Genomic DNA, 25,252 nt, shown 5'->3' with positions numbered 1-25,252 from the left:
GGATGCCTCCCTGACGTGCCCAGGGGCTGTACATCTCAACGACGGGGAATTGCATGAAGCAACGCCGCATGCCGCGGACTCAGGTCGCGCGCGCTATCGCACGACCGCATCGCCTGGCTCTTGCCTGTGCTGCCGCCTTGACCATGCTGGGTGCCAGCACGGTGATGGCGCAGGACAACCAGCCACCGCAGGACACTCCCGCCCCGGACGCGGCCAAACCGCCCGCCAAAGCCGCCACCAGGAATGCCACAAAAAACGCCAGGCCCAAGTCGGAAGACCAGGTCAGCCAGCTCGATGCCGTGGTCGTCACCGGCATCCGTGGCAGCATCCAGAACGCGCTGAAGGCCAAGCAGAACGCGGACAACATCATCGAGGCCATCTCTGCCGAAGACATCGGCAAGCTGCCCGATGCCAGCATCGCTGAAAGCCTGGCGCGCCTGCCCGGCCTTGCCACGCAGCGCGTGGATGGCCGCGCCAATGTGATTTCCATCCGCGGCCTGTCGCCCGATTTCGCAGGAACCACGCTCAACGGACGCGAGCAGGCCACCATCGGTGAAAACCGTGGCGTGGAATACGACCAGTACCCGTCCGAACTCATCAGTGGCGCCGCCGTCTACAAGACGCCGGACGCATCGCTGATCGGCCAGGGCCTTTCAGGCACCGTGGATCTGCACACGATCAAGCCGCTGGACCTGCCCACCCGCGCGCTGGCCGCCAACATCCGCGGCGAATACAACTCCAACGGCAACCTCAACCCGAAAACGGGCGTGGGCGATACCGGCCACCGTGCCAGCTTCTCCTATATCGACCAGTTTCTGGATCACACGCTCGGCGTCGCCATCGGCTTCGCGCAGCTGGATTCGCCTGTGCAGGAAAAGCAGTACCAGGCGTGGTGGTGGAGCGTCGACAATGGCTCCGCTGGCATTGATCAGAACTGGGGTGGGGCGCACACTCCCGGCATGCCGGACAATGTGCTGTCGCAGGAAGGCATGCAGTTGCGCGCCAAGTCGGAAACCCAGCTGCGCAACGGCCTGATGACCGTGCTGGAGTGGGCGCCTGGCGACAGTTACCACTCCACGCTGGATCTGTACTACTCCACGTTCAACCAGAAGACCTATACCAACGGCGCACAGTGGTCCAGCAGCCCGTACGACAACGTGTCGTACAGCAACGTGGGCGTGACCCCGTCGCTGCCCTATCCCATCGTCACCAGCGGCACGGTCTCGGGCCTGAAGCCCATTCTTCAGAACGAATACACCCGCGAACGCGACAAGCTGTTCTCGGCTGGCTGGAACAACCAGTACGACTTCGGCAACGGATGGCAGGCCACCGCCGACCTGTCTTATTCCAGCGCACGCAAGCGCCTGCGCGACGCCTACCTGTTCAGCGGTCTTCCGGGCGGCACGCTTGCCGATGCGGATTTCAACACGCCCACGGGCGACGGCTATCCGGACTTCCGCCCGGGCGTGAACTTCGCTGATCCTTCGACCATCATGTTCACGGACCCGAACAACTACGGTTACAACGGTCGCGAAGAGTTCGACGCGCAGAAAGACACCATCAAGGCCATCCGCCTGGAAGCGACCCACCCGCTGGGATGGATCTTCAGCTCCATGACGTTTGGCGCCAACTACTCCGAGCGCACCAAGACCAAGCAGGCAGACGTCTATTTCGCCTGGCTCAATGGCAATGGCTCGGACAACACGTACAACCCCCTGTTCGCCACGCCGATCAACCCGGCGTTCCTGCGCGGCCCCACGTCGCTCAGCTACGGCGGCATTCCGGGCATCATCAACTACGACGTCCTCAGTGCACTGAACAGTCAGTTCTACCTTACCCCGCAAAACCGCGAAGGCGACTGGAGTCGCAACTACACCGTCCGTGAAAAAGTGCCCGTGGCATACGTGAAGTTCAACATCGACACCATGCTGGGCAGCATTCCCTTGCGCGGCAACATGGGTGTCCAGTTCGTTCGCACGGACCAGTCGTCCCAGGCTTTGCAGACCAATGGCGACACGCTCGTCGGGCAGATCAACGATGGCGTGAAGTACAACAACGTACTGCCCAGCCTCAACCTCGCCGCGGAAATTGGCGACAAGCAGTACCTGCGCTTTGGTCTGGCCAAGTCCATGGCACGAGGCCGTATCGACGATGAAAAGGTTGCGACCTCCGCCAGCGTGGCGCGCGTCACCGACGGCCCTGCTGCTGGTCAGAATCTCTGGTCGGGCAGCGGCGGCAATCCGCACCTGAAGCCATATGTGGCCGTGGGCACCGATCTGTCGTGGGAGAAGTATTTCGGTCAGTCCAGTTACGTGGCGGCAGCCGTGTTCAACAAGAACCTGCTGAACTACATCTACAACGAGACGACGCTGGACTACGACTTCTCCAAGTACACCAACGACACGCCGACGCTCGTGCCGAACAGCAAATACGGCTCATTCACCCGTCCGCAAAACGGCAACGGCGGACGCATGCAGGGCCTGGAATTGTCCGGTGCGCTGGAGGGCGGCCTGATCGCGCGTCCGCTGGACGGCTTCGGTGTCCAGGCCAACTTCTCGCTGACCAACAGCAGCCTTCCCGTCAGCGCGGTGTCCACCATTCCTGGTAGTCCGTCGACGTTGCCGGGGCTGTCGCGCAAGGTGGCCAACCTGGCTGTGTACTACGAAAAGTACGGCTGGTCGGTACGCGTTGCCGAACGTTATCGCTCGTCGTTCACCGGTGAAGCCGTCGCGCTGTTCGACCAACTGGGTTACACCAAGGTGGAAGCCGACAAACAGACCGACTTCCAGCTGGGTTATGCCATTGAACACGGCCAGTGGAACGGGTTGTCGGTGCTGTTGCAGGTCAACAACCTCACCAACAGCCCGGCCAAGACGGTGCAGATTTCGGGACTGCCCAATGGCGTGAAGGTGTCGCGTCCACTGGAATACGACACCTTCGGCCGTACCGTCATGCTGGGCCTGAACTACCGCATGTAATCAGGACAGCTCGGCAAACGCGGCGGCCGTGAAACCCTTCAGGCTTTCACGGTCGTCCGCGCGGACCTTGCGAACCCACTGCGGATCGGTCAGCAACGCGCGACCCACGGCAATCAGGTCGAATTCGTTGCGCTCCATCCGGGCCACCAGCTTCTCAAGATCCGTGACCTCGGACGACTGGCCGCCAAACGCCGCCATGAAGTCGCCGGAAAGGCCAACCGAACCCACGCTGATGGTTGCCGCGCCCGTGACCTTCTTCGCCCAACCGGCGAAGTTGAGACCCTCTTCGCCGTCGATCTCCGCGAATTCAGGCTCCCAGAAGCGACGCTGCGAGCAATGCAGGATATCCACGCCCGCTTCCACCAGCGGCAGCAGCCACTCGGCCAGGCCATCGGGCGTGTGCGCCAGGCGAACCTTGTAATCCTGCTGCTTCCACTGACTGACCCGCAGAATCAGGGGGAAATCCGGGCCCACGGCTGCACGCGCTGCCTTGACGACCTCGGCGGCAAAACGCGCCCGTTCACGGATGGTGGCGCCACCGAAATGATCGGGGCGTTCGTTGGTGCCTTCCCAGAAGAACTGGTCGATCAGATAGCCGTGGGCCCCATGAATTTCCAGCGTATCGAAGCCAAGACGCTTCGCGTCGGCTGCGGCGCGACCGAAAGCAGCGACGGTATCGGCAATAGCCTCGTCACTCATGGCCACGCCACGCGGCTGACCCGGGGCGACCAGGCCCGACGGACTTTCCACCGGCGCATCCGGAACCCATTCAGTACGCGGATTCGTCGTGGAACCGGTATGCCACAGCTGCGGCCCCATCTTGCCGCCCGCCGCATGCACCGCGTCGATCACGTGCTTCCAGCCGTCCAGCGCCGGGGCGCCGTGGAAAAACGGAATGCCCGGATCGTTGCGCGATGCCGGACGGTCAATCACGGTGCCTTCGGACAAAATCAGGCCGACCTCGCCTTCCGCACGACGGCGGTAATAGGCGGCGATCTGGGCATTGGGCACGCCTTCGGGCGCGAAGGCGCGCGTCATCGGAGCCATCACAACGCGGTTCTTCAGGCTCAGTGATTTGAGCTGGAACGGGCGGAAAAGAACGTCGAGGTTTTCTGCTGCCATGACGGGATATCCAGAGTCTTGAGATCATCTCAAGGTATCATTCGTATACCAAGCGTCAATAACGCACTAGAATGCGACCAGGTAGCCCCGAGGAAACCGCCCCATGAGCGTGCAGCCCGAAAACGCCAACACGTACGGAAAAGGCATCTGTCCCAAAGACGTGCTGACCCTGGCCGATTGCCCGAGCCGCCTCCTGCTGGACCAGATTGCCGACAAGTGGTCGGTGCTGGTGCTGGCAGTGCTCAAGGAAGGACCGCTGCGCTTCAACATGATCAAGCGCCGCCTCGAAGGCATTACCCAAAAGGCCCTCACCCAGACGCTGCGCCGGCTTGAGCGCAACGGCATCGTCTCCCGTCACGTCATTCCCGTCTCGCCCATCGCGGTGGAATATCAGGTCACGGCGCTGGGCAAATCGCTGGATCAACCATTCCGCGCGCTGTACGAGTGGACCTTTCTGCATCTGCCGGAAGTGGAACGTGCGCGTCAGGCATTTGATGAGCGCCATTCGGGGTAGATGACCGCAGCCAGTGCGCGAGATAGGTGCCCACGCAACGTCCACACAAGTGGCCCCGTCATCCGCCTGCATGCGGGCATGCATAGGCGATGGCGCGGCAAGCACACCCGTCCCGATCCATGCCCCGCCTGCGCACAGAACAAACCTGCTCATGCATGCTCACGCGTGCATGCGCGCAGAACGCCTGGAATAATTGCTCTTCGCAATTAATTCATCTGTCATGCCTGGCCAACATCATGAGCCATCCATTGAATGATGTGCCGTAAAACAAGGCATTTTCCGGCAATTCAAAAGGAAACATCAGCACGCGCTGCATCACATCAGATGCCATGTATGCCTGATTTCTACAAACGACTTTCGCAACACGAACACGCGCGCTAATCTTATGTGGCTAAGCGGCTGCCTTGGTCGCTATGGGTTACCTCAAGTGAACGTCAGTATCCGGTTGTGTGGTTTGCGTCGTCCCTTCAACACCACGGGACGTCGCGCCCGGGCCGCATTCGTATGAGCGGCCGTATCGCCAACGCTGCGCTCGCCGCAAAGGTGATGAGCGCCGACGACGCCGCTGCCTTTATTCGCCACGGCATGATCGTCGGCATGAGCGGCTTCACAGGCTCCGGCTATCCCAAGGCTGTTCCCACCGCTCTGGCTGCCCGTATCGGGCGCGAGCGTGACGCGGGGCATCCGATGCGCGTTCGTGTGTGGACCGGCGCCTCCACGGGTCCGGAGCTGGACGGCGAACTGGCGCGGGTCGATGGCATCGAGCTGCGCCTTCCGTACAACTCCGATCCCATCGCGCGCAAGAAGATCAACAACGGCGAGATGGAATACGTCGACATGCACCTGAGCCAGGTCGCGCCGATGGCGTGGGAAGGCTTTCTCGGCGAGCTGGACATTGCCGTCGTGGAAATCTCCGGCATCCGCGAAGATGGCTCGCTGATTCCGTCGTCTTCGGTGGGCAACAACAAGACATGGCTTGATCGCGCGAAGGGCGTGATTCTTGAGGTGAACCGGTGGCAGAGTGCATCGCTGGAAGGCATGCACGATGTCTACTACGGCACGGCCTTGCCGCCGGATCGCAAACCCATCCAGATCACCCGCCCGGACGACCGCATCGGGCAGGCGTACTTCAACTGTGACCCGGACAAGATCCTGGCCATCGTGGAAACCGATGGCCCCGACCGCAACCTGCCTTTCGCCGCACCGGACCATTGCGCGCGCGATATCGCAGGGCATCTGCTGGAATTCTTCACCCATGAGGTAAAGAAGGGCCGCCTGCCGCCGTCGCTGCTTCCGTTGCAGTCGGGCGTGGGCAATATCGCCAACGCTGTGCTTGAGGGTCTGGTCAACAGCCCGTTTGAATCCATGACCTCCTATACCGAGGTCATCCAGGACGGCATGCTGAGCCTGCTGGATTCGGGCAAGCTGCGCATGGCTTCAGCCACGGCGTTCTCGTTGAGCCCGGATGCTGCCGCCCGACTCAACGACAACATGCCGCGCTATCGCGACAAGATGATCCTGCGCCCGCAGGAGATCAGCAATCATCCGGAGGTGATCCGCCGCCTGGGCTGCATCGCGATGAATGGCCTGATCGAGGCGGACATCTACGGCTCGGTCAATTCCACGCACATCATGGGGTCGTACATTCAGAACGGCATCGGTGGCTCGGGCGACTTCGCACGCAATGCCTATATCTCGGTATTCATGACGCCGTCCGTCGCGAAGAACGGAGCCATTTCAGCCATCGTGCCGCAGGTCCCGCATGTTGACCACATTCCGCAGGATGTGCAGATCATCGTTACCGAGCAAGGCCTGGCCGACCTTCGCGGCCTGTCGCCGAAGCAGCGCGCGAACGTCATCATCAACAACTGCGCGCATCCGGATTACCGCCCGGCGCTGGCTGATTATTTCCGCCGTGCCAACGACACCTCCTACGGCAAGCATGCGCCGGTGCTGCTCAACGAGGCGCTGTCGTGGCACGCGCGTTATCTTGAAACCGGGTCGATGCGTCTGTGACGCCCTACTCGTGTGACATCGCCTGAGGCACGCTCATGCCGTGCCCGGGCATCATGTTCACATTGGCGTTGTGCATCACCCACAACGATCCGGCCACGATGATGGCGATCAAGAGGCCCGTGCACAGGAAAATGGCCGTGTTTTCGCGCTGCGATTTCGCCGTACCCATGTGCAGGAAATAGATCAGCTGAACGACCAGCTGCACGACCGCCAGCAACACCAGCACGCCCAGACGAAGATGCGGCGGCACGACGCCGCTCATCACCGTGCCAAACGATCCCAGCGTCAGCGCCAGCGATATCGCGAAACCGATGGCATAACTGCGCATGCTTCCATGCGAGGCGTCCGCCGCATGCGGCGAAGGAACAGGAGGATGGTTGCCGGTCATCAGACAAACTCGCGCAGATAGACGAAGGTAAAGACGCAGATCCAGATCAGGTCCAGGAAATGCCAGAACAGGCTCAGGCAGGCGAGCCGGCGACGCGCGATGTCGTCCAGCCCGAAGCGCAGCAACTGGTGCACCATCACCACAATCCACAGCAATCCGCAGGCCACATGCAGGCCATGCGTGCCCACCAGCGTGAAATACGCCGACAGGAATGCGCTGGTGCCGGGCGTCGCCCCCTCATGAATGAGCTTGGCAAACTCATACACCTCCATGCCGATGAACGCCGCGCCGATCACAAAGGTGACCATAAGCCAGCGGATGACGCCCGCGCGCCGCCCTGCGTGCAGGTTCAGCATGGCCGCGCCGAACGTGAAACTGCTGACGAGCAGCAGCAGCGTTTCGCCCAGCACGAAGGGCAGCTCGAACAACTCCCTGCCGCCAGGCCCGCCCGCCGTATTGCCCGCCAGCACACCGAATGTGGCAAAAAGCACCGCGAAGATGAGGCAGTCGCTCATCAGGTAAATCCAGAAGCCCACCGTCGTGAGACTTCCCGCCTCGTGCCCGTCGTGATGCGCGGCGACGTGTTCCACAGTTGTGACAGTCATGGCTTCAGGCCACCTCAGTGAGCTGCGCGTAGCGCGCGTTTTCGATCCGTTCCACCTCGGCAGCCGGTACGTAGTAGTCCACATGGCGGTCGTAGGTCCGCGCAATGAACGTGCCCACCACACCGATCAGCGAAATGATCGCCAGCGGCCAGATGTGCCAGACCAGCGCAAAGCACAACACCAGACCGAACATCGACACGATGAATCCCGCGCCCGTGTTCTTCGGCATGTGAATGTCTTCGTAGTCAGCAGGCTGCACGTACGCACGCCCTTCCCGCTTGTCGTCCCAATGCTGCTCCAGCGAAGTGATCGCGGGCACGTGAGCGAAGTTGTAGAACGGTGCAGGTGACGCCGTGGCCCACTCCAGACTGCGGCCATTCCACGGATCGCCCGTCGTGTCACGGTGCGCATCGCGGTCACGGATGCTGACGTAGAACTGGATGAACATGGCCAGGATGCCCGCTGCGATGGTCAGTGCGCCGCACAGCGCCACGATCAGCCAGGGCTGCCATCTCGGGTCCTGATAGTGATTCATGCGTCGCGTCATGCCATCCAGGCCAAGCACGTACAGCGGCATGAAGGCCAGATAGAAGCCCACCAGCCAGCACCAGAACGACACCTTGCCCCAGAACTCGTTGAGCGTGAAACCGAACACCTTCGGGAACCAGAACGTGATGGCCGCGAGGCATCCAAACAGCACGCCGCCGATGATCACGTTATGGAAATGGGCGACCAGGAACAGGCTGTTGTGCAGTACGAAATCCGCACCCGGCACTGCCAGCAATACGCCGGTCATGCCGCCGATAGCGAACGTGACCATGAAGCCGATGGTCCACAGCGTGGAAGAGTGATAGCGGATGCGTCCCTGATACATCGTGAAAAGCCAGTTGAACAGCTTCACTCCGGTCGGAATGGAGATGATCGAGGTCATGATGCCGAAGAACGCGTTGACGTTGGCGCCCGAGCCCATGGTGAAGAAGTGGTGCAGCCACACGAAGAACGACAGCAGGCCGATGGACGAGGTGGCATACACCATCGACTTGTAGCCGAACAACGGCTTGCCCGAGAACGTGGCGATGATTTCGGAAAACGCACCAAAGCACGGAAGAATGAGGATGTAGACCTCCGGATGACCCCAGACCCAGATGAGGTTGATGTACATCATGGCGTTGCCGCCAAGCTCATTGGTAAAGAAGTGCATGTCCAGATAGCGGTCGGCCGTCAGCAGCGCCAGCGTCGCGGTAAGCACAGGGAACACCGCAACAATCAGGATGTTGGTGATAAGCGCGGTCCAGGTGAACACAGGCATCTTCATCAGCGTCATGCCGGGAGCACGCATGCGCAGAATCGTGACTACGAGATTGATGCCGGTCAGCAACGTACCCAGGCCTGATATCTGCAATGACCAGATGTAGTAGTCAACGCCCACCGTCGGGCTGTACCCCAGTTCGGAAAGCGGTGGATACGCAACCCAGCCCGTGGCGGCGAAGTCACCCACGAACATCGACATCATCACCAGCACCGCACCCACGGCAGACAACCAGAAGCTCAGTGAGTTGACGAAGGGAAAGGCAACATCGCGCGCGCCGATCTGTAGCGGCACGATCACGTTCATCAGGCCAAGAATCAGCGGCGTGGCCACGAAGAAGATCATGATCACGCCGTGAGCGGTAAAGATCTGGTCATAGTGGTGTGGCGGCAGATAGCCTTCCGCGCCATTGGCCGCTATCGCCTGCTGGGCGCGCATCATCAGCGCGTCCGCAAAGCCACGCAGCAGCATCACCAGTGCCAGGATGATGTACATCACGCCGATGCGCTTGTGGTCGACCGAGGTCAGCCACTCTTTCCACAGATACGTCCACTTGCCGTAATACGTGATGGCACCGAGCAGCGCCGCGCCGCCCAGCAGAACCACCACGAGCGTGCCCATGATGATGGGTTCGTGGTACGGGATGGCTTGAAGAGTGAGCTTTCCGAACATGGCAGGTTACTCCGCGCTGGCTTTCATGCTTTGCATGGACATCGCGCCCGCCGTCGGGCGCGCTTGCGGCCCACACATGTCACCGAGACCGGTGGGCTGCATGTACTGATTGACGACACTGTCGAAGAGCGTGGGGTCCACGTTGGCGTAGATGGCCGGCTGCCCAGGCGTTTCGGGCTGGGCGAGCGTGCGATACGCGGGCTTGTCCAGCATGTTTTGTTCAGCGCGCACCTGCGTCACCCACGCATCGAAGGCGCCGCGCGAGGTCACCGTGGTCTTGAAGTGCATGTCCGAGAAGCCCGAGCCGCTGTATGCCGCGGAGCGGCCGTCATACACGCCTTCGTGGTCGGAGATGAGGTGCAGCTTCGTCTGCATGCCGGCCATGGCATACACCTGACTGCCCAACTGCGGGATGAAGAACGAATTCATGATCGAGTCGGCAGTCAGCCGGAAATTCACGGGCGTATTCACCGGCAGCGTCAGCTGGTTCACGGTGGCGATGCCGTAGTCCGGATAGATGAACAGCCACTTCCAGTTCAGCGCGACCACATCCACGCGCACGGGTGCCTGGGTCGATTCGATGGGGCGGTATGGGTCCAGCGAATGCGTGGTGCGCCAGATGAGCACGGCGAGAAACGCCACGATCACGCACGGGATGGCCCACACCACCACTTCGATGCGCGTGGAATGCGCCCAGTCCGGTGAGTACGTCGCTTCGGTATTGGTCTCCCGATAGCGCCAGAAGAAGTACAGCGTGAGTGCGATGACCGGAATGACCACGGCCAGCATCAACCCCAGCGACACGAGAATCAGGTGCTTTTCCTGCGCACCGATATCGCCACGCGGATCAAACAGCACCATCTTGCATCCGCTGAGCAAACCCAGGGCGAGCACAGCGGGAACGCGGCGCCATCTGCTGTGCGGTGGCCGCAGAGCGGCGACCGTTGAATCGGACATGAGAACACCTGACTTGCGATTGCCTCTGCATAGCGATGCCTGCCGCCTGGTGTGTCCAGGCTGCGGCATGGGGACGCGATGCATGGGCGGGGGAGAATTCAGGCGCATACTAGGCGTCGACATTCCCCATACATCGGCGACAAAGTGACGCACACGAAGGCCCCGGAGCCCCTCAGTCAAACGCCCGACTGGACCACCCTGGCCGTACATGGAAAAGGCCCGATGTACCTGCGCATTGTCCAGGGGATCGAAAGCGCCGTGGCCGAAGGGAGCCTGCGCACAGGCGACCGCATGCCCGCGCAACGCCATCTGGCCAGGGTGCTCGGTGTTGACCTCACCACGATTACCCGCGCGTACGACGAAGCGAAAGCACGCAAGCTGCTGATCGCGCGCGGCGCACTGGGTACGTTTGTGGCAGCGGCACAGTTCGATCTGGCGCAATTGATCGACCTCGGCATGAACATCCCGCCGATGCCCGAACACGTGGACTTCGCCGCACTGCTGCGGCAGGGCATCGGCCAGGTGCTCACCCACGCCGACCCCGCCTTGCTGATGACCTATCACCCCGGCGGTGGCAGCGATGCCGACCGTCGTGCCGGGGCGTTATGGCTCAAACCGTTACTCGGCAACGTGCCGGCATCACGCATCGTGACCTGCCCCGGCTCACAGGCGGCGCTGGCCGCGCTGGTGCTTGCGCACACGCTGCCTGGTGACGCGGTAGCCATGGAGCCGCTGGTGTATCCGGGCATCATGGCCGCCGTGCGGCAACTGGGACGTCGCGTGGTCGCTGTGCACGTCGACGCGGATGGCATGTGCCCCGAAGCACTGGGCGATGCCTGCCAGCGTGACGGCGTGCGTCTGCTGTACCTCAATCCTGCGCTGCAAAATCCTGTGGCGACAACCATGCCCGCCACCCGCAGGCAAGCCATCGTGGAAGTGGCAAGGCGTTGCCACATTCCCATCGTGGAAGACGACCCGTACAGCCTGCTGGCTCCGGAGCCTCCGCCGCCACTGGCGGCTCTTGCACCGGATAACGTGCATTACATCGGCACACTGTCCAAGTGCCTCACGCCCGGCCTGCGCACCGCGTATGTGGTGTCACCGGATGCAACGGGCCAGCAGCGGTTTCTGCACGCGCTGCGCTCGGTCACGCTGATGTCCACGCCACTGATGACCTCCGTGGCAACCCAATGGATTCACGATGGCACGGCGGCGCAATTGCTGGCGGACATTCGCGCGGAATGCGCGGCGCGGCAGGAAATGGCGGCGCGCGCGCTGCGCACGAGGGACCTGGCCATCGGCCACGGCATCCATATATGGCACGCCCTGCCCGATCACTGGACGTCCATGGATCTGGCGCGCGATGCGCGCGCTGAAGGTCTGGCCGTGCGTTCGTCCGAGGCGTTTCGTGCGGGCGCACACGCGCCCAATGCCATCCGCATCTCGCTGGGTGGCGTCGCGCAGCGGGCGCGCCTGGGTGCCGCGCTGAAGCGACTGGCCGCACTCATCGAGCGCGGCCCGGATCACGGTGACGTGATCATCTGATCGGGTGAATTACGCCGCGCGCTGCACGTGCGCCTGAAGCACCCGCGACAGATTCAGCTCGATCCAGTCGCCTAGTTGACGCACCTGCACGGCAACTTCCACGCCCAGCGGCGTGAGGCTGTATTCCACATGCGGCGGCACAACCGGCAGCGACTTGCGCAGGATGAAGCCATCGCCTTCCAGCGCCTGAAGCGACTGGGCCAGCATCTTTTCACTGACACCGCCGATTTTGCGGCGCAGTTCGCTGAAGCGATGCGTACCGTCCAGAAGCACGATCAACGACAACATGCCCCAGCGGCTCGTCACGTGCTTGAGCACATCCCTTGAGGGACATTCGGTCGCCATCAGGGCGCCCCGGCGCAGTTGGTCGGTCAGCGTTTCCGGGACAGGAATCTTGGGCTTCATGGGTACTTACCTTTTTGTACGTACTTACCAAAGGTTAGTTTAAGGCCTAACCTGTACTTCTTTCCACCACGGAGTGCTTCCCATGTCCCTCGTCGTTACCGGTGCCACCGGCCAGCTTGGCCGCCTCGTGATCGCCTCTCTCCTGCGCACCACCCCCGCTGCCGATATCGTTGCCCTTGTGCGCAGCCGCGCCAAAGCGGCCGACCTTGAAGCCCTTGGCGTCACCCTTCGCGAGGCGGATTACGGCCGCCCCGAGACCCTTGCCCAGGCCTTCCGTGCCGGCGACAAGGTGCTGCTGATTTCCTCCAGTGAGCTGGGCAAGCGCGACGCCCAGCACCGTGCCGTGATCAAGGCCGCCTCGGCGGCGGGCGTGGCCCAGGTCATCTATACCAGCGTGCTGCATGCCGATACCTCGAAGCTCGGCCTCGCCGCTGACCACCGCGATACCGAAGCCGCGCTGGCTGCGTCCGGGTTGTCCTGGGTGGTGTTGCGCAACGGCTGGTACACCGAAAACTACGCGGCCAGCATTCCGCCGGCCCTGGCCCACAACGCGTTCATCGGCGGCGCGGGCAACGGCAAGATCTCCTCGGCTGCACGTGCCGACTACGCCGACGCCGCGGCCATCGTGCTGACGCGCGATATCCCCAGCGGCACGATCTATGAACTGGCCGGCGACGAGGCATATACGCTGACCGAATTTGCCGCCGCCATCGAAAAGGCGGCGGGCAAGCCGGTGCCGTACGTCGATATGTCCGAAGCGGAGTTCAAGAAAGCACTGGAAGGCGCGGGCCTGCCCGAGCCGGTCGCTGCGCTGCTTTCGGACTCCGATGCGGCCGCCGCCAAGGGCGCCCTGTTCGATGACAGCAGGACGTTGAGCAAGCTGATTGGCCGTCCGACCACGCCGTACGTCGACACGGTGAAAGCCGCCGTCAAAGCCTGAGGGCGCGCGGGAGTGGGGTTGCCCCGCTCCCGCTCATCAGCGTGACGGGTTGCCGACGCCGTTGACAGACAGCGCATGACCGATGACGCCGGTCAGCCAGCGCGCGTCATGGCGCGCGAACCACAAGCCGGCGCACATCAGTGCGATACCAAACAGCATGGCGCCAAATGAAACGATGGCGGCGCGCTCCATGTCGATCAGCACGATCACGCCAGCGGCCGTCATCGCTACCCAGAACAGCATGAACACCTTGGCCAGCCAGTGCAGGCCAAAGCGTCCCGTCAGCACGGTGCGGCCACCGACCTGCTGAAACTGACCTTGAAAAACCGTCTTGAACGAGTTGCGCGCCAGCGGGATCTCCCGATGCAGCTCCACGCTGAAATTGGTCACCCGCCCCGCGGGACGCGACTGATTCCACGCGATGGATTCGCTGGTCGCCGCCTTCAGACGGGCCACCGAGGCAGCAAGGTTGTAGCCGCTTTCAAAGCGAACAGGCTCCGAGCCGAGCCAGGCATCTTTCAGAAGCTGAAGCATGACCTTCCTGATGTCCCTTTCATGCCATGCATTCTGACCGATGCCCGCGCGCAGCCACAACCTTGCTGCGTCGTGGAAAAAGCCTCAGCGCGGGCAATCCAGGCGCACGGCGTCGCCGTCCTTGTAGGCATAGTATTCCGTGCACACAACGCTGCCGGACGTAACCCGCCGCCGTCCGATATCGCTGGCTGACAGAAACTCCACCGGCGAGGTCACGCCGTTCCGGTTCCAGTCCATTTCGGCCCAGGTGTATCCCTGATGCCAGGCGCTCGCGCTGCGCATGGCCAGATACGGCGTGGCGAAGACGACGAGTCCGACGGTTGCCGTCCAGAAAACATGTGCTGGCTTATTCATTCGATGCGATTCCTTCGCGTCCGGCGCTGGCTGAGGATCAGCCGTGAATCATTAACCCAGAAATGGGCCGGAGGCGAAAGGCCATGAGGGGACAATCTGGCCACAATGCGAAGCGTCGCACGCACGTGGGCACGCTACTCCGCAGAATTGGCAAACCTCCGGCACAAGCGCCATTGTGTGGCGCATTTGGCATAAGCTGCCCACTTGCGGCTGGCGTTTCCAGCAACCTCTGCGGGGTGGTCATGGGTCACCGAAAGTTTGAAAACCCCCAGCAGGGCCGGTTGGGCTTCGTCAAACGTCCCCAGCGCATCTCGCCGCGCGAGGTGCTTGCACGCGGAGGCATTGTTGCCGGCCCGTACGGCACCCCCGGTTTCATCCACGCAGGGGGTCGGACACGCGAATCTGCCCGCTCGCCCGTCGAGCAGGCGCAGGTCAGCCGGCAGGTCTCGCGCACATTGCAGGCGCGCCATCCGGTGGAAGTGCAGCCCATCACCATCTCCCATCGTGAAGACGGGCGAGGCTCGGGCGCATTCTGGGACCACTACACCCTGCGCACGGCGACAGGCCGGAACACACTGGCCAGTCATCGCAAGAGCGTGAAGCCCGTGGTGACGGCCCCGGGCCAGGAAAAGGCCAAGCAATTCTCCGGACGCCTGCCCGGTGAACGCGACACGCCCGGCGCCACGACCGGCGTGGGACACGGCTTGCTGTTCATTGCCGGGGGCAACCATGGTCTGGCCTCGGAAACACCGCGCAACGCAAGCCACACGCCCAAGGGCGATGCCGTGAAAAGGCAGGCTCGCCGCGACCGCCATGAAACGTTTCTGATGAGCCAGGCGCGCCTTACCGGGCGACCGGTGCTCGCGGTATGCGGCGGCTCCTGGCGGGTGCTGGAATCATTTGGTGGAAGCACGCGCGGCGTGGAAACGAACACGCACCAGACACGACAGATGCCTTACCTCACCAGCAAGGGTGCAGTGGCCAAAGTGGCGTCCACGCACGCTGTGGATGTCATGCCCGGCACGATGGTCCATCACGCCTTCCGCGACGATGCCGGCACCACGCCCTCGCACGTCAACTCGGCGCACTGGGCGGTAGCCGAGGAATCCAGGCCCGGACAGTTGAGCGGCGTGCCGCGCGTGGGCTTTCCCTCGCGGCCCCTGCTTGAGGTCAGCGCACGCGGCCCGACGCCCCATGATCCGCCGTATCTGCGCAAGGCAATGCCTTATCACCGCAGCAGCGTGGAAGCATTTGAAAGCAGCCACGGCGCGCCCGTGATGGGCATCCAGTGGCATCCGGAAGCCTACGATCGCGGCTTCTCTTCCGTGGAACACCAGGCCAACGGCCGCTTGTTGAACTGGATGGCCAAAGCAGGTGACGCCTATGAAGCCCGCCGGGAAATGACCGCAGACTTCAGCAAGTGGGTCGGATCAGCCCGATTGCTTCCCACGCGCCTGAAACAGAACGCGGCGTTCATGACCGCACGGCGAAACGCTCGCCTTTAAGGCGAGCTCACGCACGTTGTTTCTTGGCAACGGCGCGACTGCCGAGCCCCGCCAGATACGCGCAAAACATGTCGGCCATGGCGTCCGCATACGCCTGAATGTCGCTTTCGGTGCGCTGGCTTTCCGAGAGCTGCTTGCCCACCGCGCTCAACGTCGACATGACCAGGTCTGCCGCCAGTTCGCGCTGTACCGGTGAGGCGTGAGGGAGCGTCTCGCGCATGAAGTTTTCCACGATCTGATCGCTGCCGGCACGTGCCTCGCGCGCTTCCGGAGCGTCGCGATACAGTGGCGCGGCATCGTCCAGCGCCACGCGCATGGCAGCTTCCTCGCACTCCGTGCGCACAAAGGCATGAACCAGCGAACGCAGTCGTTCAAAGGGCGTCTGCGTGCTGTCCTGAAGAATGCCCTGGAGCAGTTCGGCCGTCTGTCGCCATTCGTCGCTTTGCAGACGAAAGAGAATGGAGGCCTTGTTCGGAAAGTACTGGTAAAGCGAGCCGATGCTCACACCCGCTTTCTCGGCAACCCGGGCCGTCGTGAAACGCTGGGCGCCCTCTTCGGCCAAAACCTGAACTGCCGCCTGGAGAATGGCTTCGATCAGCACGGTCGAGCGGGCCTGGGTGGGCTTTTTACGCAGGGAAATTGCGGGTTTTTGCCGGTCGGCCATGGCAATCAGGAATGCGAATAGGAAAACTGACGAATTAATCGCATTCTGATCCGGCGTCAAGTCCTGACCTTTCCGACCCGGAGATTGTGCATGTCCACCCTCACCGCCACACCCCTGGCCCCCCTGCTGAATCGGCTTTTCGTAGAAGCCGATGCCACCTCGCCCGCCGACAGCCCGCTGTGGGCAAACATGTCACGGGACGACCATGCGCGCCTGATGAGTAGCAAGACCGACTACGCCGATTTTTATGCTCAGTTGAAAGACTATCCACTGGCCGTCTCGCGGGAGACCGGCGCACTGCTGTACATGCTGGCGCGCAGCACCGGCGCACGCACCATTGTGGAATTCGGCACCTCGTTTGGCATTTCCACGCTGCATCTTGCCGCGGCATTGCGCGACAACGGGGGCGGCCTTGTCATCACCAGCGAATTTGAAGCCTCCAAAGTGGCGCGCGCACGCCACAACCTGACAGAAGGCGGCCTCATCGACCTGGTGGAAATCCGCGAGGGCGATGCGCTGGAAACGCTGTCGCGCGACCTTCCTGAAAGCATTGACCTGCTGCTTCTGGACGGCGCCAAAGCGCTTTATCCACAGATACTGCACCTCGTGGAAAGCCGCCTTCGTCCCGGCGCGCTGATCGTTGCGGACAACGCCGAATACAGCCCGGAATACCTGGCGCGCGTACGCTCACCGGTAAACGGCTATCTCTCCACGCCGTTTGCAGAAGATGTCGAACTGTCCATGCGCCTGCGCTGAACATCCATCCATGGCCGTCCTATTGCGGATGGCCAAATGAAACCCCTGGGAGCATTTGCATGAAAGTATTCGTCACCGGAGCCACCGGCTGGGTCGGCTCCGCCATCGTCAGGGAGCTGCTTGGCGCCGGCCATGACGTGCAGGGCCTTGCCCGCTCGCAAGACAAGGCAGCCGCACTGGCCGCAACTGGCGCGCGTGTGCTGCACGCGTCGCTGGACGACACCGATGCGCTGCATCGTGCCGCATCCGAAGCCGACGCCGTGATCCATACTGCGTTCAACCACGATTTCGCACGTTTTGCGGAAAACGCGGAACAGGATCGTCGGACCATCGAGATTCTTGGCAGCGCCCTGGAGGGCTCGCAGCGTCCGCTGGTGGTGACCTCCGGCCTGGCACGGCTCGCCTCGGGCCGCCTTGCCACTGAAGCGGATGTGCCTGATCCGTCGTTCGCGCGAAAGTCCGAAATGGCGGCGCGTGCCGTAGCGGATCGGGGCGTACGCGCGATCACCGTCCGACTGGCGCCCAGTGTGCACGGCCCGGGTGACTACGGCTTTGTTCCCATGCTGATCCGCATGGCTCGCGAGAAAGGTGTGTCGGCCTATGTGGACGAGGGCAGCAATGGCTGGGCAGGCGTCCACCGGCTCGACGCAGCACGCCTGTATCGCGCGGTCATCGAGAAAACATCATCCCAGTCCGTCTTTCACGCCGTGAGCGACGAAGCCGTACCCTTCCGGCAGATTGCCGAAGTGATCGGGCGCCGCCTGGGCGTGCCTGTGGAGTCACGCGGGCCCGAGCACTTCGGCTGGTTCGCCCACTTCGCTGCACTGGACATGTCGGCGACAAGTGCGCACACGCGTGCGCAACTGGGATGGGAACCCACGGAGGCAGGCTTGCTGAGCGATATCGACCAGCCGGTCTACTACGTTTCGTAAATGTCGCAAACGCACCCCGCCAGCGGCACACGCGCTGTCGGGGCGCGCGGTGTCAGTTGGGAAACAGCTTCTTCTGCTGATACCACCAGCGACCCCAGACAGCACCGCCCATGAGGCCAAACAGCCAGGGCACGACGACCGCCCAGGGTTCAGCTGACGAAGCCGCCGCAGCCCACAAACCCGCCTGGAACAGAAGCATCGCTGCCAGCCCGACGAATCCGAATTGCCATGCGTATTCCTTGCGCTGGTAGATGCCGCTGGCCAGCCACAGCAGCACGATGCCCACTATGGCGGCACCAAAGCGCAACCGGTCATCGGCAAACGGTGCCAGCGCCAGTCTGCGTAGACCCGGCGAGGGATAGACATCGGCCCATGCCGACATCAGATGCAGCGCACCCGCGACCCCAGTTGCCCATGCCCAGCGGCGCGTCGCCGTGACTTCACCGGCCAGGATCGTGCGGTGATCGGTGGCCATCTGCACATCGCTGCGCTCGCCGCCCAGCGCGTTGCGAATGAGGTTGCTCAGCCACGCCGGATCATTTCGCGCCCACCAGACGCTGAACGTCAGCAGACCGACGCCAGCCAGCGGTACGAAGATCACCGTCGCGTCCCCCTGTTTGCCCTCGATGAGCATAGCGGCCGCGCCCAACGTGGCGAATCCGATCCACATCACGGTGAATAGGCGGGTGAGCCAATGCACGCTGAACTGCCCGGTCAGCACCACGCGCTTGCCCACCTGCTCAAACTGTCCTCGGAACATCGGCCTGAACGCATTGCGCATCAGCGGCACATGGTGATGAAGCGTCACCGACTTCGCAGATATTCGCCCAACGGCACGCTCTGTCATGGCAGGAAACATCGTGGGGCGACTGGTCGCCGCCGCCAGGCGCGCCACGGATTCGTCCAGGCCGTAATGACTTTCAAAGCGAACCGGCGGCGAGCCGAACAAGGCATCTTTCAAAAGCTGAGCGAGCATTCCTTTCCCCTGTACGAACGGCTCAGATAGGCGATAACACATTCCGGACTTTACGAGGTGGCAACTCATGCGTCCAACCACACGTGCCTGCCCTGCATAACCATTGCGTAAATTTCATGCGATTTAGGTTGACACTCCCGGGACCCGGGCGTACTTTGCGCGGGCCTTGGGACACCCCCTGGCACGTCCCCATCACCCAACAGCGAGATATGGACAGTAACCCTCCCAGTCGATGCGCTGGCTTCGGATATGACATGCCGATGCCTGCGCGCCAGTTATCCAACGTAAGCCCCAACGGCGACCGCGTGCGGCCGGCCGGCGCTTTCCTCGACTAGGGAAGACCGGCTCACCTCGCGCCGCCGATGGCGCTTCACGAGGTGAGTCATGAACAAGCTGCAACTGCGTGCGGCCCGCCTTTGCGCGGCCAATGCGACCGTGTCGCGTAACGCCCTGAACCCGATCCTCCATCTGTCCCGGCACACGGTTTCCCCGATGTCGCGCTCACAGGCAGCCGTCGTTCCGGCCAGCCCGAGCCTGCATGCCCATTGGGTCCGCAATGCCATCACCGGCACGCTGGAATGCGTGTGGGCCAGTGAGGCTGTGGCCGAACCGCCCATGCGTACCATCACGCCTCACGGCCACGCCACGCTACGCGTGCTTCGCCACATCCGGCGCAAGCACCTGCGTCTTGTGCCCCGTTAATCCGCCCAAAGGAACCCCGCTCTATGCGACCTCCTCCAGAGCCCGATAGCGACACTTTCATTCCTCGTCGCGTGGACACGCACGTTACGCCTCCTGCTCAGGCCATCACGACCTGACGCCGGCTCGCGTCCGTGTTGCCCCATGCGGCAAACACTTAAGGACCGAGCCCATGACATTCATTTCCTTCCTTCGCCAGGCGCGCCAGCCGATGCGCACGCCTGACCGCCTGCTCAACGTCTACTTCGCCTGCCGCACACCTGCGCCACGCCGTGCGCCAACTGTCATCAGCGGACTGTGGCGAGCTTCTGCGCGTCTTCGCCATGCGATCCGCACAAGACGCCCGTCGATCTGATCGGACAAACAGGACGCCGGTCGCCTTGAGGCGACCGGCCCATTCCCTGGCCGGCGGCAACCGTCGGCACGCAGCGAAAAACACTCATGAAGAACATCCATTTCATCGGCGAATGGTTTGATTGCGACGTCGCACGCCACGTACTGGCGGATCCCCGCGCCATCCAGGCACGTTGCATGCGACACGTCACCCGGCGGCACCTGCCGATCAGCTACGACTACTTCACCCTCAATGCCACGCACGGTGTGATCGGTGCCATGACCGGCAACGGCATTCACGTGGTGCTGCGCACCGTACCGGACACCAGCATCGTGAAGGCCGACCTTTTCGTCAGCCAGGGCGATACGGCCACCATCAGCGCGGCCATGCAGCTGTTTGACGGGATTCGCGACGAGTTCCGCCCGATGCGGGCATTGCTCCATCGTGTTGGAAACACGCCCGCCGCGAATGCACAGGGACGCACGCCCCGTGCGCCCACGGAGGTATTGCGCCTGAGTCAGGCAAGACGCGTCGTGTAACCGAACCCGCCCAGCCACTTCCACGAGAGGGGAGCTTCCCGACTCTCCAGTTCCAGACCGCCTGATTTCCCTTCGCTCCTTGCCATCGCGGCAGGACAAATGATTTGCGCACCCGCGCCTTCCCCAACAGCCGATGCGTATGCACCGACTGCAGGCGGCGCTGTGTCCGGAAGAACCAACACCAAGCATTTTTTGGGTGAACCATGAAACACAAGACATTGACCGTCGCCGTCCGGAACATCATCGCGGCGAACGTCGCGCTCACGGCACTATTCGCCACACCCGCTTTTGCACAGAACCAGCCCATCGCGCAGACAGCATCCGATAGTGCCCCCGCACAGCTGGAAGGCATGCAGGTCACCGGATCGCTGATCAAAAGCTCGGACAAGACGGGCTATAACCAGGTGCAGACCGTTACGGCAAAAACCATCCAGGAAAGTGGAGCTGCCACGGTGGCCGACTACCTGCGCAACAACAGCGCCAATTCTGGAAGCAGCTACAACGAAAGCACGGTACTCAACCAGTCGCCGGGCGCTACCGGCATGGCACTGCGCGGCCTGAGCGTGAAATACACGCTGGTACTGATCGACGGCCAGCGCGCCGCACCCTATGGCTTCGCTTCGGGCGGCACCGATACGTTCTTCGACCTCAACACGTTGCCGCTTGACGCGATTGACCACATCGAGATCGTGAAAACCGGTGGCGTCTCCGAATACGGGTCCGATGCCATTGCCGGCGTCGTCAACATCATCACGAAGAAGGACTATCAGGGCGTACAGGTAGACGGAAGCGTCGGCGGCGCGCAGCACGGCGGCCAGGGCACCACGAACCTGAGCGTGCTGGGTGGCTTTGGCGACCTGCAAAAGGACCGCTACAACGTCACGGCCGCGCTCAGCTACTACCGGCAGAGCGGCATCTCGCTCGCACAGCGTGATATCACCCGAAGCCAGGATTACAGTGGCCTCAATGGCGGATTCTTTGCGCAACCCAGCTCGTTCTGGAGTACGCCCGAAGGCCCTCAGGCATTGGCGCAATGCGGGCCGGGTTCCACGGCCACGCCGGCAGACAACAATCTGCAGACGAAGTCCCAAGGCACCGTGTGCTCGCGCAATGGCGCCGATGCGCAATCACTCGCCGCGCAGGCAGAACGCCGTTCCCTCAAGGTCCACGCGGATTTCAAACTCAGTGACTACAACATTGCGTTTGTCGACCTGTGGGGCAGCCACAACACCACCACGCTCAACTCAGGACTGGCGGGCTTTGGTGCCGATGCGCTGGTTCCGTCGCTCTATCACGTGGCCGGAACGGGCTACGCGCCGTTTGCGCCCACGGTCGATGGAACACCGCTGACGTATTATTTTCCGGGTGCGCAGGCGGTCAACACGTCGTCCGATTTCTATCGCATCCTGGCCGGTGCGCGCGGCTCGTTCACCACGCCGACATGGGGTGACTGGGATTGGGCGGCATCCTATGGCCACTCCGAAAGCAACGCGACCAACGCCTATACCCATCAGATCAACGCTGCGGTCGTGCAGAACTATCTGAACAGCGTGACGATGAGCACGTTCGATCCGGCTACGTTCAACACGTTGCCCGGGCTCTTTGGCACCTCGCGTGACCACGCCACGTCACGCCTTGACTCGCTGGACGCGACACTGTCCACGACGAATCTGTTCGCGTTGCCGGCAGGCGATGTCGGTATAGGCTTTGGCGCGCAGTTTCAGCATCAAAGCGAGTACATCGGCCCAGGCTCGCTGGATTTCGTGAACCCATACACGCAGGCGGTGAACGGACAGCGCAACGTTGCGGCGGCCTACTACCAGGTGGATGTCCCGCTGCTGAGCACGCTTTCGCTCAGCCAGTCGGGACGATACGACCACTACAACGACTTCGGCGGAGTGTTCTCGCCACGCATTGCGCTGCGTTATCAGCCGGTCGAGCCGTTGACCTTCTACGCGTCGTACAACCTCGGCTTTCGCGCGCCCACCCTCATCGAGCTGGATGGCAAAGGCAGCGTCACCTATCAGGCGGTCGGCAACCAGAACATCAACGAGTACTTCGTCGGCAATCCGGACCTGCAACCGGAAAAGACCCGCAACTACAACGTCGGTTTTCAGTACTCGCCCACCGTCAACACCGACATCGGCTTTGACTGGTACAAGATCAACGTCAGCAACGTCATCAGTCAGCTCAACATCGTGAAAGAAGTAGAGGCCAACCCGGGGCAGCCGTTCTACGCCCTGCCCTACGCCAACATGTCTTACCTTCACACCGAGGGCTTTGAAACGACGTTCCGCCAGGCCATACCGACTCACTCAGGCACGTTCGCGCTCTCCGGCGACTGGGCCTATGTGTGGCACTTCAAGATTCCCGACAGCATCGTCTCGGACTTCGCAGGCAACAACGGTGCGAATGACACGGTGTTCGGCGGCGCGTTGCCACGCTGGAAGGGCAACACGGATCTGAGCTGGACGAGAAGCCACTGGACCACGAAGCTGACCTGGCAATACACCGGCCCGTACAAGCAGGTGATTGTTGCCGGCTCCCATGCTCCCTCCTACAGCGTGTACAACATGTCAGTGAGCTACACCGGCTTCCCTCACTGGAAGCTCTACGCCAACGTTGACAACCTTCTCAACCGTGCACCGCCGTATGACCCGGTGTGGACGTTCACCTATCGCGGCTATTACGACCCGTCACTGTATGAGTTCGTAGGCCGGTTCGCCCAGATAGGCGCCACTTACACCTTCTGACATACGCACTGTGGGAGCGAATTGCCTCCCACAGTTTTTTTCAGAATCAGAATCCTTTCTGGACTTGCAGCCACAAACGCAGGTTGCGGGTCTCGCCAGCCATTTCCGGGCGGGCGCCGATCGGGTGAGCCAGGTCGGCGCTCACCGACCACTGGTCGTCGTTCTGCCAACGCATGCCCACGCCCACGTCCTGCATGTGGACGTTGTTGGTGCCGGGCACGAAACGGTCCTTGTAGATGCTGACGCGGCCGCCGTCCAGGAACGCCGTGGCGATCAGCGTGCCAGGCAAGCCCACATGCAGCGTGCGGCGATACTCAAGGTTGAGCATCTGTCCCTGCGAACCGGCGATCACGCCCGTGTCGTAACCGCGCAGGCTGTTGGGGCCGCCGAGGCTGAACTGTTCGACGGTGTCTACGTTCTTGTTCGACCACTGTCCGGAGAAGCCCAGATAGATCGCGTTGTTCTCAGACAGCACCTGCAGGCGCGCAGCCGACAGCGTGTACTTAAGATAATGGCCGCGCGTCTGTGCGCTGATGGCGTCGATAAACTCGGCCAGATAATCATTGAAGCCCAGCATCCCGTATGTCGCCGCGACGCTGAAGTTGGTCACGCCATGGGCATCAATCTGGTCGCCTGCCAGCGTCGCCGTCCACCCATTGGTATGACGGAGCGTGCGCAGGCCCACAATGTCGATGGAATCATTCAGGTGTCGGCGGTCGTAGCCGAGCTGACCATACAGGTTGCCATCAGTGGAGCGGATGATCGGCTGGCTGATGAACACGCTGGCCACCTGCGCCGTGCCATGTGCGTCCAGCACGCGGAGGTCGCCCTTGAGCTTGTAATCCAGCGCAGATACCGAAGCACCCACCACCGTGCCCTGACCGTTCAGCAGATAGCGATAGCCAAGGCGGCCATAGTTCATGTTGGAACCGGCCGTCAGTGCCGAGGCATCCAGCACGTCGCCCTGGTGGAACAGCCCATTGACGCTGAAGGAACCGGACATGCGGGCACGGCCCGTGTAGCGGTTGCCGTAGTCGTCGAGGCCAACGGTGCCGGTATAGCGCGGACGGTCTTCTGTACTGACCAGCAGATCGGATGTGCCCGGCTCGTCACCCGGACGCAACACCGAATTCTCGCGCACACCGGGAATGTCGCCCAACAGGAGCAGGCTGCGATCAAAGCCATGATCGGACACAGGCATGCCCGGCTTGAGCGGATCGAGCGTTGCCTGTAGCGGACCATCGTGCGTCTTGCTCTGGTTCTGCAGGATCACCTTGCCCAGCCGGGCTTCCTGGACGGCAATGCGCACCGTGCCACCGGACAGTGTCTGCGGCGGCAGATAGGCCACCGTCAGCGGATAGCCGTGTGCCCGATATGCCGCGGTGATGCGCGCCGCGAGATCGTTGAGCTGACCAATCGTCAGATCCTGGCCTTCTCCGGAGGCGACCAGCGCGTGCAGATCCGGCCCAGGCAGCAACGTGGCGCCCGTCACCTCAATGGTGGTGACGTGAACCGGAGCGCTGTCCACAGGCTGCGCCGCGCTTTGCGGCGCCATCTGCAAACCGGTGTCATCAGCCTTCTTCGGCTGCGGAGCAGGTGCCACCTGGCGCAGAAGGTCGCCGCTCTGCGGCACGCGCACCTGGGCGGTGGCGGCTGAGCCGATGGCCAGAAGGATGCAGGCGCCAAGAACATTCGCGGCACGCTTGGGAAATACACTCGTTTTCATCAGTCAACCAGATCAAATAGGAAAGAGTT

General features: G+C 62.4%; 23 protein-coding genes. 12 read left to right on the top strand and 11 right to left on the bottom strand.

The window, feature by feature from the left end:
• Positions 1-53: 53 nt before the first annotated feature.
• Positions 54-2,978, top strand: coding sequence for a TonB-dependent receptor (locus FHW69_RS15640; protein WP_255494846.1), 2,925 nt, complete (start codon positions 54-56; stop codon positions 2,976-2,978).
• Here FHW69_RS15640 and FHW69_RS15635 read toward each other — a convergent pair whose 3' ends face one another.
• A complete protein-coding gene (locus tag FHW69_RS15635; protein WP_183424032.1) occupies positions 2,979-4,100 on the bottom strand; it encodes an NADH:flavin oxidoreductase in 1,122 nt (373 codons plus the stop codon). It abuts the gene before it with no gap.
• A 103-nt stretch (positions 4,101-4,203) separates the two neighbouring features.
• Here FHW69_RS15635 and FHW69_RS15630 point away from each other — a divergent pair, with 103 nt between their 5' ends.
• Both FHW69_RS15630 and FHW69_RS15625 read left to right on the top strand, forming a co-directional pair.
• A complete protein-coding gene (locus FHW69_RS15630) occupies positions 4,204-4,614 on the top strand; it encodes a helix-turn-helix domain-containing protein (protein WP_183424031.1) in 411 nt (136 codons plus the stop codon).
• Positions 4,615-5,118: 504 nt separating this feature from the next.
• Positions 5,119-6,630, top strand: a complete 1,512-nt coding sequence (locus FHW69_RS15625) for an acetyl-CoA hydrolase/transferase family protein (protein ID WP_183424030.1) — start codon at positions 5,119-5,121, stop codon at positions 6,628-6,630.
• Between the two features lie 4 nt (positions 6,631-6,634).
• On the opposite strand, the gene cyoD is transcribed toward FHW69_RS15625, so the two are convergent.
• The 4 genes from cyoD to cyoA are packed head-to-tail and all read right to left on the bottom strand — an operon-like array spanning position 6,635 to position 10,561.
• A complete protein-coding gene (gene cyoD / locus FHW69_RS15620) occupies positions 6,635-6,958 on the bottom strand; it encodes a cytochrome o ubiquinol oxidase subunit IV (protein WP_255494845.1) in 324 nt (107 codons plus the stop codon).
• Between the two features lie 59 nt (positions 6,959-7,017).
• On the bottom strand, positions 7,018-7,623 hold the full coding sequence (gene cyoC, locus FHW69_RS15615; protein ID WP_183424028.1) for a cytochrome o ubiquinol oxidase subunit III: 606 nt from the start codon (positions 7,621-7,623) through the stop codon (positions 7,018-7,020).
• Positions 7,624-7,627: 4 nt separating this feature from the next.
• The gene (gene cyoB / locus FHW69_RS15610; RefSeq protein WP_183424027.1) at positions 7,628-9,604 is read right to left on the bottom strand and encodes a cytochrome o ubiquinol oxidase subunit I; all 1,977 of its coding nucleotides are present in this window, start codon (positions 9,602-9,604) and stop codon (positions 7,628-7,630) included.
• A 6-nt stretch (positions 9,605-9,610) separates the two neighbouring features.
• The gene (gene cyoA, locus FHW69_RS15605; protein ID WP_183424026.1) at positions 9,611-10,561 is read right to left on the bottom strand and encodes a ubiquinol oxidase subunit II; all 951 of its coding nucleotides are present in this window, start codon (positions 10,559-10,561) and stop codon (positions 9,611-9,613) included.
• 222 nt (positions 10,562-10,783) lie between these two features.
• Between cyoA and FHW69_RS15600 the strand changes: the two genes are divergently transcribed.
• Complete coding sequence (locus FHW69_RS15600) at positions 10,784-12,106, top strand: PLP-dependent aminotransferase family protein (protein WP_255494844.1); 1,323 nt, start codon at positions 10,784-10,786, stop codon at positions 12,104-12,106.
• Positions 12,107-12,115: 9 nt separating this feature from the next.
• Here FHW69_RS15600 and FHW69_RS15595 read toward each other — a convergent pair whose 3' ends face one another.
• Complete coding sequence (locus FHW69_RS15595) at positions 12,116-12,511, bottom strand: helix-turn-helix domain-containing protein (protein WP_183424024.1); 396 nt, start codon at positions 12,509-12,511, stop codon at positions 12,116-12,118.
• Positions 12,512-12,593: 82 nt separating this feature from the next.
• On the opposite strand from FHW69_RS15595, the gene FHW69_RS15590 reads away from it, so the two are divergent.
• A complete protein-coding gene (locus FHW69_RS15590) occupies positions 12,594-13,451 on the top strand; it encodes an SDR family oxidoreductase (RefSeq protein WP_183424023.1) in 858 nt (285 codons plus the stop codon).
• A gap of 36 nt (positions 13,452-13,487) precedes the next feature.
• Here the strand turns inward: FHW69_RS15590 and FHW69_RS15585 are convergent, their stop codons facing one another.
• Both FHW69_RS15585 and FHW69_RS15580 read right to left on the bottom strand, forming a co-directional pair.
• Positions 13,488-13,985 carry a hypothetical protein gene (locus FHW69_RS15585; protein WP_183424022.1) on the bottom strand — a complete coding sequence of 166 codons (498 nt, stop codon included), beginning with the start codon at positions 13,983-13,985 and terminating at the stop codon, positions 13,488-13,490.
• Between the two features lie 84 nt (positions 13,986-14,069).
• Positions 14,070-14,339 carry a hypothetical protein gene (locus FHW69_RS15580; RefSeq protein WP_183424021.1) on the bottom strand — a complete coding sequence of 90 codons (270 nt, stop codon included), beginning with the start codon at positions 14,337-14,339 and terminating at the stop codon, positions 14,070-14,072.
• 242 nt (positions 14,340-14,581) lie between these two features.
• On the opposite strand from FHW69_RS15580, the gene FHW69_RS15575 reads away from it, so the two are divergent.
• The gene (locus tag FHW69_RS15575) at positions 14,582-15,844 is read left to right on the top strand and encodes a gamma-glutamyl-gamma-aminobutyrate hydrolase family protein (protein ID WP_183424020.1); all 1,263 of its coding nucleotides are present in this window, start codon (positions 14,582-14,584) and stop codon (positions 15,842-15,844) included.
• 7 nt (positions 15,845-15,851) lie between these two features.
• Here FHW69_RS15575 and FHW69_RS15570 read toward each other — a convergent pair whose 3' ends face one another.
• Positions 15,852-16,508 (bottom strand): TetR family transcriptional regulator, encoded by a 657-nt coding sequence (locus FHW69_RS15570; protein WP_183424019.1) that lies wholly within the window; start codon positions 16,506-16,508, stop codon positions 15,852-15,854.
• Positions 16,509-16,598: 90 nt separating this feature from the next.
• On the opposite strand from FHW69_RS15570, the gene FHW69_RS15565 reads away from it, so the two are divergent.
• Both FHW69_RS15565 and FHW69_RS15560 read left to right on the top strand, forming a co-directional pair.
• Positions 16,599-17,264 (top strand): O-methyltransferase, encoded by a 666-nt coding sequence (locus FHW69_RS15565; protein ID WP_183424018.1) that lies wholly within the window; start codon positions 16,599-16,601, stop codon positions 17,262-17,264.
• A 59-nt stretch (positions 17,265-17,323) separates the two neighbouring features.
• On the top strand, positions 17,324-18,196 hold the full coding sequence (locus FHW69_RS15560) for an SDR family oxidoreductase (RefSeq protein WP_183424017.1): 873 nt from the start codon (positions 17,324-17,326) through the stop codon (positions 18,194-18,196).
• Positions 18,197-18,248: 52 nt separating this feature from the next.
• Here the strand turns inward: FHW69_RS15560 and FHW69_RS15555 are convergent, their stop codons facing one another.
• Positions 18,249-19,172, bottom strand: a complete 924-nt coding sequence (locus tag FHW69_RS15555) for a hypothetical protein (protein WP_183424016.1) — start codon at positions 19,170-19,172, stop codon at positions 18,249-18,251.
• Positions 19,173-19,556: 384 nt separating this feature from the next.
• Here FHW69_RS15555 and FHW69_RS15550 point away from each other — a divergent pair, with 384 nt between their 5' ends.
• The 4 genes from FHW69_RS15550 to FHW69_RS15535 all read left to right on the top strand — a co-directional run bounded on the left by FHW69_RS15550 (position 19,557) and on the right by FHW69_RS15535 (position 23,497).
• Positions 19,557-19,874 (top strand): hypothetical protein, encoded by a 318-nt coding sequence (locus FHW69_RS15550; protein WP_183424015.1) that lies wholly within the window; start codon positions 19,557-19,559, stop codon positions 19,872-19,874.
• 169 nt (positions 19,875-20,043) lie between these two features.
• The gene (locus FHW69_RS15545; protein WP_183424014.1) at positions 20,044-20,226 is read left to right on the top strand and encodes a hypothetical protein; all 183 of its coding nucleotides are present in this window, start codon (positions 20,044-20,046) and stop codon (positions 20,224-20,226) included.
• 86 nt (positions 20,227-20,312) lie between these two features.
• The gene (locus FHW69_RS15540; RefSeq protein WP_183424013.1) at positions 20,313-20,744 is read left to right on the top strand and encodes a hypothetical protein; all 432 of its coding nucleotides are present in this window, start codon (positions 20,313-20,315) and stop codon (positions 20,742-20,744) included.
• 203 nt (positions 20,745-20,947) lie between these two features.
• Positions 20,948-23,497 (top strand): TonB-dependent receptor, encoded by a 2,550-nt coding sequence (locus tag FHW69_RS15535; RefSeq protein WP_183424012.1) that lies wholly within the window; start codon positions 20,948-20,950, stop codon positions 23,495-23,497.
• A 46-nt stretch (positions 23,498-23,543) separates the two neighbouring features.
• Here FHW69_RS15535 and FHW69_RS15530 read toward each other — a convergent pair whose 3' ends face one another.
• Complete coding sequence (locus FHW69_RS15530; protein ID WP_183424011.1) at positions 23,544-25,223, bottom strand: ShlB/FhaC/HecB family hemolysin secretion/activation protein; 1,680 nt, start codon at positions 25,221-25,223, stop codon at positions 23,544-23,546.
• Positions 25,224-25,252 lie beyond the last annotated feature (29 nt).

Origin of the sequence: Luteibacter sp. Sphag1AF, assembly GCF_014192715.1 — a bacterium.
In the GTDB taxonomy this organism is placed as follows: Bacteria; Pseudomonadota; Gammaproteobacteria; order Xanthomonadales; family Rhodanobacteraceae; genus Luteibacter.
The sequence above is the reverse complement of the archived record's forward strand: the minus strand, read 5'-3'. Positions and strand labels throughout refer to the sequence as shown.